We start from the raw sequence: 14,703 nt of genomic DNA, 5'->3' as shown, positions 1-14,703 counted from the left end.
GGAACAGATGTGCGGGCTCGCGTGCGTCGTCCGTCATTTGTTCTGGAAAGGCACCCGGTTCTAACCAGGCGGCGGCGGGGAGGGGGCTATGGGAGCCGAAATGGAGGCGATGTCTGGCAGACCGCGACGGCAGGCGGTCTTCAGAAGCAAGCGCATCAAGCCCGCGGCGGCAACAGTGCCGAAAGCAGCCGGCGCAACTGCGCCAATTCGCTTGCCGTCAGCCTTTCAGTGAGAATGCGCTCGACCTGCTCGACGCGCGGACGCAAGGCCGAGAGCTGCTTCTTACCGGCAGTGGTGAGAAACAGCACATAACTGCGCTTGTCGACAGGATCGTCGGCGCGCTCGATCTGGCCGTTGCGCACCATGCGTGCAACGAGATCGGCAATCGTCGAACGATCCACGTCGAGTTTGTCTCCGAGTTGCCGCTGACTGACGCCAGGCGTCTCGTGCAAGACCTCGAGCGCCGCGTACTGCACGCTCGTGATCTCCGCGGAAACCTCGCTCAGCCAGACCGCTGCATGGCGCTGTTGGGCACGGCGCACCAGGCTGCCAGTAAATTTGGGGAGCGCGCCGGCGTCTTCGGGTTTGATCGGCAATTTCGGAGGTTTGGGTTTCGTTGTGGTTTAACGCACGCGAAAGATGGGCCGAAAGAAGGCGTTCAACTCCGCATACGCATTCAATGGGAGAACATGGGCCACGTATTGATCGGGACGTACCACGACGAGTGCACCTTGTTCGCGATCGATGCCGCGCTCGTCGAAGATATCAGTCGTCGCGTCGCTCGTAAATGCCTTTTCGTAGTCGATGAGGCCGTGGCGACCCTTGCGCGGCAGCAGGAGGGCGGGGACGTCTTCGAGGCGGACTTCGCGATGCGGCTGTTGCAGCACCGCGCGCAGATCGAGAACGCTGTCCACGTCGGCGTCCTTCGGCGTGAAGAGCCTCAAAACGGAATCGGGCGACTTGTCGAGATGCTCGCACAGCGCATCCAGCGCACGACGCGACGCGTCCGCGAAAGCGTACAGGCGCCAGCGGCCGTCCGCCTGCGCGGCATGCCCTAGATTGAACGGTTTTGCATCAGCGAGGCGAACGACAGGCGACGAGTGAAAGCGCGTACCGATCGCGAAGCCTTTGGCGAGCGCCTGATGCGTCGCTTCACCGGTCAGGGTGGCCGGCCGGTAACGCGTTGCGACGCCAGCCGTGTAGCGGCCAGCGCGAACGAAGTACGCCTGAAGCTCCGCGGGATCGACGCCGCCCGCCTCGGGCCGGTTCGGATCCTTCGGCGGCGCGGCCATCATCGCCGACCATCCCTTGTCGAAATCGATCAGCTCCTGCGCAATAGGTTGGCGCTCGTCCGAATACGTGCGCAACAGAGCGGCGTCGCTGCGGCCCTCCAGCACCGCGCCGAGCTTCCAGCCGAGATTGAAGCCGTCCTGCATCGACACGTTCATGCCCTGGCCCGCTTTGGCGCTATGCGTGTGGCAGGCGTCGCCCGCGATGAACACGCGAGGCTCGCGCGAAGTGCCGTCGGCGGCGATGGCATCGTCGAAGCGGTCGGTGAGGCGCTGCCCGACCTCATAGACCGAGAACCACGCCACTTCTTTTACGTCGAGCGTATAGGGATGGAGGATGCGCTGCGCCGTCTCGATGATGCGATCGACCGTGATCTGCTTGATGCTGTCGCGGTTCTCCGGGGTGACGTCGCCGAGGTCGACGTAGAAGCGGACCAGATATCCGCCTTCACGCGGAATGATCAGCAGGTTGCCCCTGCTCGCGGACTGAATCGCCGCTTTCAGCCGGATGTCCGGAAAGTCGCTGACCGCCAGCGCATCCATCACGCCCCACGCATGGTTGGCCGCGTCACCGCGCAGCGTTTGTCCGATGGCGGTGCGTACGCGGCTGCGAGCGCCGTCGCAACCGACGACATAGCGCGCACGCACGGACACGGTCTCGTCGAGCCGCGCGGGATCGGTCTGGCGCAGCGTGACCAGCACCGGGTATGCGTGCGTATCGTCGCGCTGAACGTCGACCACTTCGAGGCCGTAGTCCGGTTCGATCCGTCGCGCGGAGCGGCGCATCACGTCGAGCAGATATTCCTGGATGCGGGCCTGATTGACGATGACGTGCGGAAATTCCGAAAGGCCTGTTTCGGTATCCTGAACTCGGCCGGTACGACTGATCGCGCCGCGGTCATTTGCATCGGGTCGCCAGAATACTGTTTCATTGACCCAATAGGCTTCTTGCAGCAGGCGGTCACTGAGGCCGAACGCATTGAACATCTCGACGGTACGGCACGCCACGCCATCGGCCTGACCCATCTGCAACGGTCCGTCGCGACGCTCGACGACGCGCGTGCCGATCGACGGGAATTGCGACAGCTGCGCCGCCAGTACGAGTCCGGCAGGGCCGCTGCCGACGATCAGCACGTCGACCGTCTCGGGCATCTGCGCCGCATGCGCATTGCCGATGACTGGCTCGATCGTCGGATCGCCGACCCGGAAACCGTTGAGATGAAATTGCATGACGTCCTCCTCCGTTCAGTAGATATCTGCTGAACGCGAATATACTCCGTACCCCAACTATTTTGAAGTACTTCGTGGGAGGATGGATGTTTACCCTGGTTCGGTAGAGCGCTCGTGAACTTTCGGGAACGGCTGTTTCAATGACCGTGCCAATGGCCCCCATGGTCACCCCAGTAGCCGCCAATGCCGATGCCGAGGCTCACGGAGGGCGCGACGTAATACCCGGGGGCATAGCCATAGGCGGGCGCTGGCTCATAACCGTAGCCAGAGCTGGGCGGCGGCGGGGCGACGACGCAGCCCGCCAGGCCGACTGCCACGATGATTGCAAAGAGTAGTCTGGTCATGATCGTGTTCCTCCAATCATTGTGGAGACGCAAGATTCAGTCCAGCCGTCTTCTGCCACCACGGCGACAGTAGCCATTCGTCGGCGGCGAAGTAAAGCGGCAGCTTCGCCGGATAGACGAGGTTGTTCCGGTACGCGATGCGATGAACCGCGGAATACCAGTGCGGAATCACGTAATAGCCGTTCATCAGTACCCGGTCGAGCGCGTGGGTCGCGTCGACGAGCTGCTCGCGCGTTTGCGCGCCCAGCACCTTGCGCAGGATCGCGTCGACGGCCGGCGATTTCACGCCCGCGAGATTATCGGAGCCCGGCTCGTCCGCGTACTTGCTGCCGAAGCGCGACAGCTGCTCGGTGCCCGGCACCTGCACGTCGGGCAGGCGCACGGTCGTCGGCATACCATATTGCCAATCCGCTCAGCACGAGCATGATCAGCAAGCGCCGCCGGTTGGACCAGTGGATCGCCGGGGAAGTCATCACTGGGTCGCGGTGTCCGCAACGGTGCATCCACGCGGCAGGCGATTGCGATGCGCGCATCAGCCGCCCGCGCCCGTCACGCGCCACGCCGTGTTGCCGACGTCATCGGCGATCAGTAGGCCGCCGTCGCGATCCTTGGCGACGCCCACGGGCGCGCCATACAACTCCTTCTGATCCGGCGACATAAAGCCCATCACGACGTCTTTCGGCGCACCGGCGGGCTTGCCGTTCTCGAACGTCACGTACGACACCACATAACCGCTCAACGGCGAGCGGTCCCAACTGCCATGCGCACCGATGAACGCGCCGCCGCGATACTGCGAGGGCAGGCTGTTGCCGGTATAGAAGGTCAGTCCTGGCGGCGCGACATGCGAGCCGATCGAGAAGTCTGGGGCAATCGCCTTCGCGACGAGGTCGGGACGCTGCGGTTGAGCACGCGGATCGACGTGCTGGCCGTAATAGCTGTACGGCCAGCCGTAGAAAGCATTCTCCTTCACCGACGTCAGATAGTCGGGCACGAGATCGGGGCCGATCTCGTCGCGCTCGTTCGCGATGGCCCAGAGCCGGCCCGTCGTCGGTTCCCATTGCAGGCCGGTCGGATTGCGAATGCCCGCCGCGTAAATGCGGCTTGCGCCCGTCGCCGTATCGATTTCGAGTACGTCCGCGCGCCGGTACTCGACCTCCAGCCCGTTCTCGCCGACATTGCTGTTGGAGCCGACTCCCACATAGAGCTTCTTGCCATCGCGACCGGCGAGCAGGGCTTTGGTCCAGTGATGGTTGATCGTATCGGGGAGATCGGCGAGTTCGACGCCGCGCTCGCTGATGGTGGTTTCGCCCGTCTTGTATGGAAACTTCAGGATCGCATCGGTATCGGCGACATAGAGTGTGTCGCCGACGAGCTGCATGCCGAACGGGGAATGCAGATGGTCGATGAACACATACCGCTCCCATTCGCCACTGCCGTTGGCAGGCTTTCTGAGCAGCGTAATGCGATTCGCGCCGTCGGCCTTCTTTCCCGATCTGGCTTCGATCAGCCCGGCGATGACCTGCTTCGGCGTGGTAACGGCCCCCTCGTTCGGGCTATTGGCTTCCGCGACGAGAACGTCACCATTGGGAAGCGTATAGATCTGGCGAGGGTGCACGAGTCCCGAGGCGATCTTCTCGATCTTCAGGCCGTCGGCCACCTTGGGCGTCGCGCCATTTTTCCATCCCACGTATTTCGGCACCTGCATCGGCGGTGCGAAGAAGTTGCGTGCCCGCGGTATCGACGGATTCGCTCCGGCCTGCTGCGAGGGGTCGTACTCTGCCCGTACGTGGCAGCCGCTCATCAACACGGAGATGGTGATGACGAACGCGCTGCCGGCGATCAGCTTAGCCATGAGTCACCTCGGGGAGATCGAGCCTGTTCATTGCCATCGCGACGTGGGCGATGCTCAGCAGCACGACGGTGATGACCGACAGAATCACGTTGTCCGGGACCATCGCATAAGCGTCGCGGCTGTGCACGAATGCATTGACGATCGCCGCGATGATGGCGAGCAGATTGAGCCAGAAGTCGATTCTTTCGATACGCGTGACGCGGCGACGTCGCTGCAACCAGACGTGACCGAAATTGAGCAGGCGCGGAATGATGGCAATGATCAGGCCCACCGTAATGAGCCACGCGGCGCCCTTGCCCCAGAACACGTTACGTGTGCTCATGTAGGTCAGGTCAAAGATCAACGCGCCGACGAACATTCCATACGAGATGGGGTTCAACAGTCCGAAGATCGCGGGGCGCGAGTTTCGATGGATGTGTGGCGGGATGTCTGATAGCGGACGGCGTGGTGGACATAGCTTCTCCTTTCGATGTGGGAGCCGACGTCGTCTTGCCGCGCATTAGCCATGCCTGAACGTTTCGCTCGACTTTCGGTCGTCGCGGCGGGTGCGGGTGGGCATGCCTAGTGCTGCGGTTACGGGTTATGCGTTGGCGGCGTTACCAATGATCGACGCGAGGAGCCGAGATGAAACGATTCATATTGGCTGTGTTACTGCTTACGCCATTGATCTCCGGCGTGGCGGGTTGTCAGAAAGCGCACCAGGCCGGCAACGACAGCACGAGTGCGGGTGGTGCGAAGATGGGTGTTGCGGCGTCGGGGGATGGGGCTTCTGCGGGGGCGCGGCAGTAGCGGCCGTCAACGTCAGCCCGCCAAGCACAAGCGGTCCCGCAAGAAGGGAGCAGCGAGATCCGTGCTGCTCAAATGGACGTTGCTCCCCGCCAGGCAACTTGAACTGGTTGCTCCGTACGGGTATTCAGAATTGAGCAGTTTCAGGCGTCGACCGTTGCGCCAGAAGAAACCGCGTTCGGCCGCGAGCATCGTTTCGCCGTCGAAGCCGCGCACCGTATGGCGGCTTATCATTCATCCCCAACGCTGTTCATGTCAAGGCGGCCGAGCCTCGATGCCAGTTGCAGTTTCGCATTGTGCCAGTCAGCGAGCGTCTGAACGCGCCGTTGCTGAGCCGTGGCAAGCGATGTCTGCGTGTTCAGTACTTCGAGGATGTTCCCCACACCTGCCCGGTAGCGATGCTCAGCGGCGTCGAATGAGCGTCGGGCAATCGCGAGCGCCGTCTCGCTATGCATCGCGTTTCGCGTGGCAGTGCGCAGCGTCTGATAACCCGCCCAGACATCAAGCGCCACCTGCTGCTGTGTTTCCGCGGCCGCGTCGCGTTGACGTTCTGCTTCAGCCTCGGCTTGCCGGATCTGGTAATGCCGCCCGAACCCTTCGAAAAACGGAATACTTACCTGCACGCCGATGTAGGCATCACGCCCGGTTGCCGGAAACGTTTGAACACCCAGACCCAGGCTCGTCGGTTGGTTGTTACGGCTGTACTTCGCAATGAGACTGACGTTCGGTAACCCTTGCGCACGTGTCTGGGCGATGGCGGCGTTCGCGGACTCGAACTGCGCCTGCGCCGCCAGCACGCGCGGGTGCGCCCGTTTGACATCGTCGATCATCGCCGCGACCGAGCGGCTAAAGGTCTCGTCGGGACTGGCATTCTCCGTGACGGAGAGCACAGCAAGCGGTACGTTCGGGTTAAGCCCCATGTCTGAGGCCAGCGTGCCCAGCGCCGTCTGCGTGTCTCCTTCGGCCTTCGTGAGATTGAATACCGCGTCGTCGTGCTGGGTCTGGGCCTGTAGCGCGTCGGTGACCGGAGCGACGCCCCGATCAACCCGTGCCTCCGCCGCGACGACGATTTCGCGCGTCATGCGTTCGATCTCGCTGGCCGCAGCGAGCGCCCCCTGCGCCGCCTGGGCGGCATAATAATCTCTGGCAATCGTCGCGAATTCCGCCAGCACGGCTGCGTCCTGCGTCGCCCTTGCCGCAGCGAGCAGGTCGGACGCGCTATTCAGTGCGGCAGCCCGACCGCCGAAATCAAAAAGCACCCAGTTCAGGTCTACGCTGGCCGAGCGGATGGTAGCGGCAGTGTTCGAACTGAGTTGTGGTTCGCCGCTCACGCGGGTCTCGGCATTGTCCCGCACGCCCTGCCAGTTGCCTGAAATGGTCGGCAGGAATGCCGCGCGCGCGACGCCAACGGCAGCCGCCTGCGCTTTCACGCTAGCCCAGGCGGCACGGGTTTTCGGGTTGTTGCATAGCCCGCGCGCGATCGCTTCGCGCAAACTCAGTGGTTGTTCCCGCGCGCCAAAGTCGCAAGCCTGCTCATCCGGCGTCATGTTCAGTTCCATCCCGGCGACTGGATTGGTGGGAATGCCGCGCTGCGCAAGCAGCGGGTCGAAAGCGAGTGCGGGTAACGCGAATGCCAGCACAATCCCGGTCACGGCGATTCTTTGCATCATACGTCTAGCGTTCACGCATGCTCTCCTGTACGCCCTCAACCAACGGCCCGAGGAAATAGTGCGCTACGCTCTGTTTGCCCGTCCTGATTTCGGCGCTCACGGCCATCCCTGGCGTGAGCGTGATCCATCTGTTCTCGATCCATATCCGGTTCGTCTTCAGGCGCACGCGCGCGGTGAACGCAAGGCCCAGTTTCTTATCCTGCACCGCATTGTTCGCGAGCGACACGACTTCGCCCTCCAGCATGCCGTAGCGCGTGTAGGGGAACGCTGCCACTTTGATCGCTGCACGCTGCCCCACACTGACGAAGCCGACATCCTTGTTTTCGACTGTCGCTTCGACCTCCAGCGCATCGTCTGGCACGATCTCCATGAGCGCCTGCGCGGTCGTCACGACGCCGCCCAGGGTATGCGTGGCCAGTTGCTGAACCGTGCCGGCAACGGGTGCGGTGAGGCTCATCAGGTTCGCGCGTGTATGGGCCTTGGTCTCATCACTGCGGCTCTGGGTGAGCTGCTGCGTCGCCTTTTCCAACTGGTCAAGCTGTTCGCGGCGAAACTGCGATGAGGTCGCCTCGATCTGCGCGCGCTGTCCTGCGATACCGGCCACCAGTTCGCGCGCGCGGCTTCGCTGCGTCGCCAGTTCATGTTCCTGCTCAAGCGCGGTCTGTTCCTTCGCCAGATAGTCGTGCCGGGCAACGTACCGGTCGGCCGACAGTGTCCGGTAGTCGTTTGCCTGCGCACGGGCGAGCGGCGCGGTGGCAGCAAACTTCGCAATCTGCTGCCGCGTACTGTCGAGTTCGGCTTCGCGCCTGGCCAGTTCGGCACGCGCTGCATCAAGCCTGTCCTGATACTCTCGATACGCGCCTTCTGCCAGTCGCTGCGCCTCCTGCTGGCGCTCATCCGGCGCGTCATCGACTGGCACTACCCGCAGTTGCGAGCCAGTCTGCTCTGCGGTGAGCAGTGCCTGCGCACGCGCTGCGGTGAGCGCCGCATCCAGCCTGGCCGATTTCGCCTTGTCCTCATCAGCCACCGCCTGCGTGGTGTCAAGCTTCAGCAGCAGTTGCCCGGCGGCAACCCGCTGTCCATCGCGCACGGCGATTTCCCGCACGACACCAGTGATGGCTGGCTGCACGATCTTCACCCGTCCATTGGGCACGAGCTTGCCCTTTGCGGTTGCAACGATATCAAGCTTCGCGAAGACTGCAATGGCAAGGACAATGACAGCGAGCGCGACGATCAGACGCGCTGTCCAGCGCGGCGCCGGGTGAACGGGCGTCTCGACAAGTTCAAGGTGCGCCGGCTGGAACGCCAGTTCATAGTCGAGTCTGGCCGGTGCATCGAGCTGCGTGCGCACCGACCACGCGGCACGCCACACGGCTACATAGCGGCGGCATAGGTCTGCGAACGCCTGGAAACGCGGTGATATCGTCATTAACTGTTCTGCAAGGAGACCAGGTGGGCGTAATAGCCGCCTTGCGCCAGCAGGGCATCGTGGGTGCCACGCTCGACGACCTGTCCCCGGTCCATCGCGATAATCTGGTCGGCGTGCCGCACGGTGGTCAGGCGGTGCGCGATGATGATGACCGTGCGGCCGGCACAGATCGCGCGCATGTTGTTCTGGATCACGCGTTCGGTTTCAAAGTCGAGGGCGCTGGTGGCCTCATCGAAGATCAGGATACGCGGGCCGGTCAGCAGGGCTCGCGCGATGGCCAGACGCTGCCGCTGTCCGCCAGACAGGTTGCCGCCGTGCTCCTCGACCAGCGTGTCGTACGCCATCGGCAGTTCGCAGATGAAGTCATGCGCGCCGGCCAACTGCGCGGCCTGCATCACGGCCTCAAGCGGGGCGCCGGGATCAGCCAGCGCGATGTTCTCGCGGATCGAGCGGTTGAACAGCAGACTCTCCTGCAGGACAACACCGACCTGCCGGCGCAGCCACGCGGGATCGGCCAACGCGAGATCGATGCCGTCGATGCGCAGCGTGCCCTGTTCGGCCAGATACAACCGCTGCAGAAGCTTGGCAAGCGTGCTTTTACCGGAGCCGGAACGGCCTACGATACCGACGACCTGACCCGCGCGGATATCGAGCGAGACCCCGTCGAGGACTGGCGGCCCGTCCGCCCGGTAGCGAAAACGCACGTTCTCAAACCGGATGTCGCCCCTGAGCGCGGGCATTGTCTGGGTGCCGGGTGGCAATTCCGTGCGTGAGTTGAGGATGTCGCCGAGCCGTCGCATCGAGATGCCGACCTGCTGGAAGTCCTGCCACAGTTGCGCCAGCCGCAACACCGGGCCGGCGACGTGTTGCGACATCATGTTAAATGCAATGAGTTCACCGACCGTGAGCCGGCCATCGATCACGAGGCGCGCACCGAAGAACAGCGTGACCAGCGAGACCAGCTTCCCGACGTACTGAATGAGTTGCTGGCCGATGTTGCTCAGACTGACGACACGAAAGCCTGACGCTACATAGGCGGCCAGTTGTGCTTCCCATTTCCTGATGAATTGCGGCTCGACGGCCATCGCCTTGACCGTCTCCATGCCGGACACGGTCTCGACCAGGAATGACTGGTTGTCCGCGCCGCGTGAAAATTTCTCGTTCAGGCGCTGCCGCAGACCCGGTATGAGCGCAGCCGACACGGCGGCATACAGTGGCAGGGAGACGACAACGATGAGTGTCAGCCGTACGCTGTAGAGACACATCACGGCGAGAAACACGACTGAAAACAGCAGATCGATGACCGCCGTCAGCGCCTGTCCGGTCAGAAAATTGCGAATGCTTTCCAGCTCGCGCACCCTGGCAACCGTGTCACCGACGCGGCGGGCCGCGAAATAGTTCAGCGGTAGCGTGACCAGGTGGCGAAACAGGCGCGCGCCCAGTTCCACGTCGATCCGGTTCGTGGTGTGGGCAAAGGTATAGTTGCGCAGGCCCGCCAGGAGCACCTCGAAGGTCGCACTGACGAAGAGGGCGATACAGACGACATCCAGGGTGTTGTAGGTGCGATTAACGAGCACCTTGTCCATCACGACCTGGAACATGAGCGGCGAGACCAGGCCGAAGAGCTGCAGCATCAGCGAGATGCCAAACACTTCCAGCAGCAGGCGCCGGTACCTGACGATAGCAGGGATGAACCACGAGAAGTCGAAGCGCGCGAGTTCACCGGCCAGCGATGCGCGGGACGCGAACAGGATCATATGTCCGGTCATGCGTGCGGCGAGCACATCGAGCGGCATCACGCTGGGCGCCGAGGCCTGCGCTTCGAGTACGAAGGCGGTTTCGCCGTCACACCGTGCGATGACAAAGTGATTACCGTCGCGGTCCGACACAAGTGCAGGTAATGGGGCCCGGCCCAATCGCTCGATGCGAAGCGGCGCGACGCGGGCCTTCAGGCCGAGCGAGCGGGCGCCGAGCACCAGCGAATCCATGCTGAATGCCTCATTGCCGAGCGCGAACGCGTGCCGCAGTTGCGCCGCGTCAGCGGCAATGCCGTGGAAGCGTGCAATGACGACAAGACACGCGAGTCCAGCATCGGCGACGGGCATGGATTCAGCGGGAGTGCGGTGATCCGGTGCGTTCATTCGGTTTGTGGCGTTGCAGACGTGCGTGCCGTAAGGCAGGCGCACCTGGCAAACATTTCGGAAATGGAGATAGTGGTGTGCGGCTTCGTGTACGCTTGGCTAGGCGGCTGGTCTGACCGTAATGGTGAAGTGCCGCTGCGTATCATCTTGGGGAGGAGGAAGCGGCGAGGCCTTTTTCACCGCCGCCAACGCGATGGCGTCCCATCCCACATGACCGCTACTTTGCGCGAGGGTTGCGCTTGTGATCTGTCCATCATCTGCGAGCTTGACATCGATTACGGTCGGCGCCTGAGATTGCGTGTCGGGAAGGCTGGACCTGAGATGCTGGCGCATGCGTGACTGAACCTGTACTGCAAACCCACGGTCCTGCGGGCGAATGCCTGTCAGCAGCTCATCGGGTATTCTGACCTCGGAATAGAGTTGAAGTGGTTGACCAGCGCGGGGTCCGTAGGCGCAGCCCATTAGTGCATGACATGTAATCACGCAGATTGCAAAACCAGTTTTCATGTTCGTGCGTTTGACTCTCACAACTCCCGGCGCACCGGGCGCGCGCATCTGCGGCGTATCCGCTGCAGATGCGCGACTCCATTACGTCGGGTCAGTGCAGGCTGGCCGCGAGCATCGTGTACGGTTGTGGCTGTGCGGCAGGCAGCAGCGTCGAGCTGGCCGCCGGCTGGGCATCGTAGGAGGACATGCCGGCGATCAGGTTGCTGATCTGCAGGTCTGCCAGACTTGCGGTAGCCTGCCCGTCCGGCAGGCTGCTCATGACTGCGGGAGCGGGCTGGAGGCTTATGTCGATCGCGGTACTAAGCGGGCTCACGGAGATCGGCGGAGTCGGCACGGGGTAGCTAATCACCCCGTTGCCCTGATCTATGCCTCCTGACGGCGGGGACGGAAAACTACCCCCGCCCGGCGGCTGTGGCACCGGTGTCTGCGGGCCAGCTGGACGCCCATTGGTGGTATTGAGTGTGCCCGACACGACGTTGTTGGCCGGGTTATCACCTTGAAACCTGACCGTGGCGCCGTTGGCGTAAACATAATTTCCCTGTCCGGTCACGATAATGTTGGTGTTTACGCCATTCAAATCGTTGGCGTTAATGAAATTGTTGTCGCCATTGATATATATGGTCTTTCCCCTCAGTGCGCTACCGAAATCGATCTCGCAACCGGACGCATTAACGGTGTCATTGCCGCCATTAACAAAAAGGTATGAACCTGCTCCCATGCTAATGTTGCCATTATCGCCAATGCTGCTGAGCGAGCATCTCGCCCCAGCGCTAACGGAAGTGTTATTGCCCACTGCGATGATGTCCCTATTGCCTTCTGCTATAGCCAGCGAGTTCGAATCACCGTAGACGATACCATTTGAGCCTTGGTGAAACGTCACGCCGTCGCCGGCCAGGTGGAATTCTGAGTTCGTGCCTGCGATGGAAAAGCCATTACCGACAAATGACGAATCAACCCTGACGTTGTTGCCCCCAATGGCCACGGTGACACCACCACCAGCTGCAGCTATCGCGTTCGAATCCCCGCTCACGATGCCGTCCGAATTCTGATGGAACGTCACGCCATCACCGGTCAAGTTAAACAACGCGCCCGTTCCGACTACTGAGAAGCCATTCCAGGCAAATGACGAATCAACCCTGATGTTGTTGCCCCCAATGGCCACGGTGACACCACTGCCAGCTGCAGCTATCGCGTTCGAATCCCCTCTCACAATGCCGTCCGAATTCTGGTGGAACGTCACACCATCGCCGGTCAAGTTAAACAATGCGCCCGTTCCGGCTACTGAGAAGCCATTCCAGGCAAATGACGAATCAACCCTGACGTTGTTGCCCCCAATGGCCACGGTGACACCACTGCCAGCTGCAGCTATCGCATTCGAATCCCCCCTCACGATGCCGTCCGAATTCTCGTTGAACGTCACGCCATCGCCGGCCAGCTGGAATACCGAGTTCGTGCCTGTGACGGCAAAGCCGTTGTTGGCGATCAGCGATTCGATATGAGCGTAGTTCCCAACGAGCGTGACGCCGACGTTGCTGCCCACTGCAGCCACGAAATTCGAATCGCCGTAGACGACGCCATCCGAGTTATGGTTGAACGTCACGCTGTCGCCGGTCAGATGAAACACCGTACCGGTGCCCGTGGTCGCGAAATTGTTGCTGGCGACGAGCGAGTTGACGACGCTATTGTTGCCAACCAGCGTCACATCGGTCTGGCTGCCCTGTACATTGACTACACCAGTACCATTGAGCGTGACATGATTGCCGATTCCATTTTCGTTGACGAAGGTCTGGCCGCTGCTGGCGCTGATCGTATAGCTGCTTCCGTTACCGTTGACGAAAATATCGCCAATCGACCCGTCGGCACCACTACAGAACTGAGACCAACTGCCGTCGGCATAGGTGCAGATTTGTGCCTGTGAGGCGGTGCCCGGCTCGTCGCGGATCATCCATGTGCCGGTCTGCGCAACGCCTGCCGCATTCAGGAGAAAGTCGGGCAGGCCAGAATCTGGTGCCTGGAAAAAGGTCGTGCCCGAAGCAAAGGTGTAGGCTGTTCCACCTGCGACCTGCTGGATGCTGGTCGGCACCTCGATGGAATAACCGCTCACGAGGCCGAGTGCATTCAGTTGCGGCACCGGCATGCCGCCCGCGAGCGCGTTCGTGACGGTGTTCGACAGCGAGTTCGTGAAGGAAAGCTGGTCACTGGCGGACAACTGGTTGTAGTACGGCGCGATCACGCTGCGGATCGCGTCGAGATTGTCCTGCAGGGAGGGCGAGTTGGACCACGCGAGGCTGGCGAAGGTCAGGCCTGCCGCGGCAATGCCGGCTGCTATGGCGATTTGGGGGGCCGCCACTGCAGTGACGCCTAATGCGGTCGCCGATCCCAGTAGTGAAACAAGGTCGCTGTCCTTGATGTTGGCGAGGGCGTCTCCACTTTTAATCGCATCGCGGATGAGTACCCCAGCGTTTGCGATCAGGCCGAGCCATGACGCGCTGCTTGCGAGCTTGCCGGCAAGCGCCCCGGCGTTGGCGGAATTGGCCGCGACCTGCTGGAACATCTGCAGAGTGGAAAGCCCGGAGCCGGCGATGTCCATGCCGGCGGCCAACCTCTGCCCAAAGGCGACCAACGGGTCGCCAGCTTGTGCCGCCTGGCTCATCTGGGCAGCGGCGTCTGCCGCTGCTGCCGTGCCGCCAGTCAGGTTGTTCACCAGCGTGGCGATCGCTTCCGCGTTGCCGAGCGACCGGGGTGAGATCTGCGGCAGATCCGCAAGAGCTTCAGTTGCCATTTACACGTCCTCCTGTGACAGTTTTTTCTTCAGGCGATAGGCGTTCAGAGTGCTGATCGCCCAGAACACACCAGCGATGGAATACATCACCATGTCTGCTTTCCACGGGTAACGACGGGCACGCCGCAGCGAATCCTGCAGGCGCTGCTGCGGAATCAGGTCTGTACCGCCGGGCGTACGGATTACGAGAGGCCAGTACGATCCCTTGCCGTTTTCGAGCAGGAATCCCTCGGTGTACACATGAACCGGCGGCTCTCTCCGGGCCAGCGCTTCGAGACCGATGCTGTCCATCACGTAGCGGCCAGTTGCGTAGTGCCGGCCGTCATCCGTCTCGAAGTCCACATAGGGCACGCGCCGGATACCGAACTGGGTGAACTTGTGGACAAACTGGCCCGTCGCCCTGATCAGCGGCGCTTCCGGCGGCAGCGAACCAGAGAATTGGGCGTCAAAAAGATGACCGATGAACGGCGTCCCAATAGCCCACATGAGCGCTCCCATCAGAAGGCTGGATTTCCACTTGTAGCCCTTGCCAACGTCCTCCGGGTTACCTTTGAAGAGCAACCAGAACGCTTTGAGCCATGTGATCCGTGTTCGCGACTGATCACTCATTTCATGATTCCTGTATGAGCGATGATGTCGACGCTGCGGGAAATGGTTCGATTCATTTATTAAA

11 protein-coding genes and 2 pseudogenes are annotated in these 14,703 nt (G+C 62.0%); all 13 read right to left on the bottom strand.

Annotated features, from left to right (window positions below; translation table 11 throughout):
• Positions 1-155: 155 nt before the first annotated feature.
• Entirely contained in the window at positions 156-596 is a 441-nt protein-coding gene (locus tag OKW27_RS02915) for a MarR family winged helix-turn-helix transcriptional regulator (protein WP_018422184.1), read from the bottom strand.
• Between the two features lie 27 nt (positions 597-623).
• Positions 624-2,519 carry an FAD-binding monooxygenase gene (locus OKW27_RS02910; RefSeq protein ID WP_429332480.1) on the bottom strand — a complete coding sequence of 632 codons (1,896 nt, stop codon included), beginning with the start codon at positions 2,517-2,519 and terminating at the stop codon, positions 624-626.
• A 137-nt stretch (positions 2,520-2,656) separates the two neighbouring features.
• Complete coding sequence (locus tag OKW27_RS02905; protein WP_090811655.1) at positions 2,657-2,863, bottom strand: hypothetical protein; 207 nt, start codon at positions 2,861-2,863, stop codon at positions 2,657-2,659.
• 16 nt (positions 2,864-2,879) lie between these two features.
• A pseudogene (locus OKW27_RS02900) lies at positions 2,880-3,251 on the bottom strand (ABC transporter substrate-binding protein); the annotation flags it as partial.
• A 144-nt stretch (positions 3,252-3,395) separates the two neighbouring features.
• Positions 3,396-4,715, bottom strand: coding sequence for a PQQ-dependent sugar dehydrogenase (locus tag OKW27_RS02895; protein WP_090811654.1), 1,320 nt, complete (start codon positions 4,713-4,715; stop codon positions 3,396-3,398).
• Positions 4,708-5,094 (bottom strand): DUF2231 domain-containing protein, encoded by a 387-nt coding sequence (locus tag OKW27_RS02890; RefSeq protein ID WP_244144947.1) that lies wholly within the window; start codon positions 5,092-5,094, stop codon positions 4,708-4,710. Before OKW27_RS02890 ends, OKW27_RS02895 begins: the two co-directional genes overlap by 8 nt.
• A gap of 556 nt (positions 5,095-5,650) precedes the next feature.
• A pseudogene (locus OKW27_RS02885) lies at positions 5,651-5,729 on the bottom strand (ShlB/FhaC/HecB family hemolysin secretion/activation protein); the annotation flags it as partial.
• Positions 5,730-5,731: 2 nt separating this feature from the next.
• A complete protein-coding gene (locus tag OKW27_RS02880) occupies positions 5,732-7,186 on the bottom strand; it encodes a TolC family protein (RefSeq protein WP_244144946.1) in 1,455 nt (484 codons plus the stop codon).
• Entirely contained in the window at positions 7,176-8,600 is a 1,425-nt protein-coding gene (locus tag OKW27_RS02875; protein WP_429332479.1) for an HlyD family type I secretion periplasmic adaptor subunit, read from the bottom strand. The genes OKW27_RS02880 and OKW27_RS02875 overlap by 11 nt, the downstream gene beginning before the upstream one ends.
• Positions 8,600-10,741 carry a type I secretion system permease/ATPase gene (locus tag OKW27_RS02870; protein ID WP_279613293.1) on the bottom strand — a complete coding sequence of 714 codons (2,142 nt, stop codon included), beginning with the start codon at positions 10,739-10,741 and terminating at the stop codon, positions 8,600-8,602. Before OKW27_RS02870 ends, OKW27_RS02875 begins: the two co-directional genes overlap by 1 nt.
• A 99-nt stretch (positions 10,742-10,840) precedes the next feature.
• Complete coding sequence (locus OKW27_RS02865) at positions 10,841-11,248, bottom strand: TonB family protein (RefSeq protein WP_167368805.1); 408 nt, start codon at positions 11,246-11,248, stop codon at positions 10,841-10,843.
• 91 nt (positions 11,249-11,339) lie between these two features.
• Positions 11,340-14,030, bottom strand: coding sequence for a beta strand repeat-containing protein (locus tag OKW27_RS02860; RefSeq protein WP_429332478.1), 2,691 nt, complete (start codon positions 14,028-14,030; stop codon positions 11,340-11,342).
• Entirely contained in the window at positions 14,031-14,639 is a 609-nt protein-coding gene (locus OKW27_RS02855; RefSeq protein ID WP_090811640.1) for a hypothetical protein, read from the bottom strand.
• Between the last annotated feature and the right edge of the window lie 64 nt (positions 14,640-14,703).

This window comes from Paraburkholderia sp. 35.1, assembly GCF_050436525.1.
Classification (GTDB): domain Bacteria; phylum Pseudomonadota; class Gammaproteobacteria; order Burkholderiales; family Burkholderiaceae; genus Paraburkholderia; species Paraburkholderia tuberum.
This window is presented reverse-complemented; position numbering and strand designations above follow the sequence as displayed.

Excerpts from the sequence above, each read along its gene's own strand:
- OKW27_RS02910 (WP_429332480.1), bottom strand. The coding sequence starts at position 2,519 with ATGCAATTTCATCTCAACGGTTTCCGGGTCGGCGATCCGACGATCGAG.
- OKW27_RS02905 (WP_090811655.1), bottom strand. The coding sequence starts at position 2,863 with ATGACCAGACTACTCTTTGCAATCATCGTGGCAGTCGGCCTGGCGGGC.
- OKW27_RS02895 (WP_090811654.1), bottom strand. The coding sequence starts at position 4,715 with ATGGCTAAGCTGATCGCCGGCAGCGCGTTCGTCATCACCATCTCCGTG.
- OKW27_RS02875 (WP_429332479.1), bottom strand. The coding sequence starts at position 8,600 with ATGACGATATCACCGCGTTTCCAGGCGTTCGCAGACCTATGCCGCCGC.
- OKW27_RS02870 (WP_279613293.1), bottom strand. The coding sequence starts at position 10,741 with ATGAACGCACCGGATCACCGCACTCCCGCTGAATCCATGCCCGTCGCC.
- OKW27_RS02865 (WP_167368805.1), bottom strand. The coding sequence starts at position 11,248 with ATGAAAACTGGTTTTGCAATCTGCGTGATTACATGTCATGCACTAATG.
- OKW27_RS02860 (WP_429332478.1), bottom strand. The coding sequence starts at position 14,030 with ATGGCAACTGAAGCTCTTGCGGATCTGCCGCAGATCTCACCCCGGTCG.
- OKW27_RS02855 (WP_090811640.1), bottom strand. The coding sequence starts at position 14,639 with ATGAGTGATCAGTCGCGAACACGGATCACATGGCTCAAAGCGTTCTGG.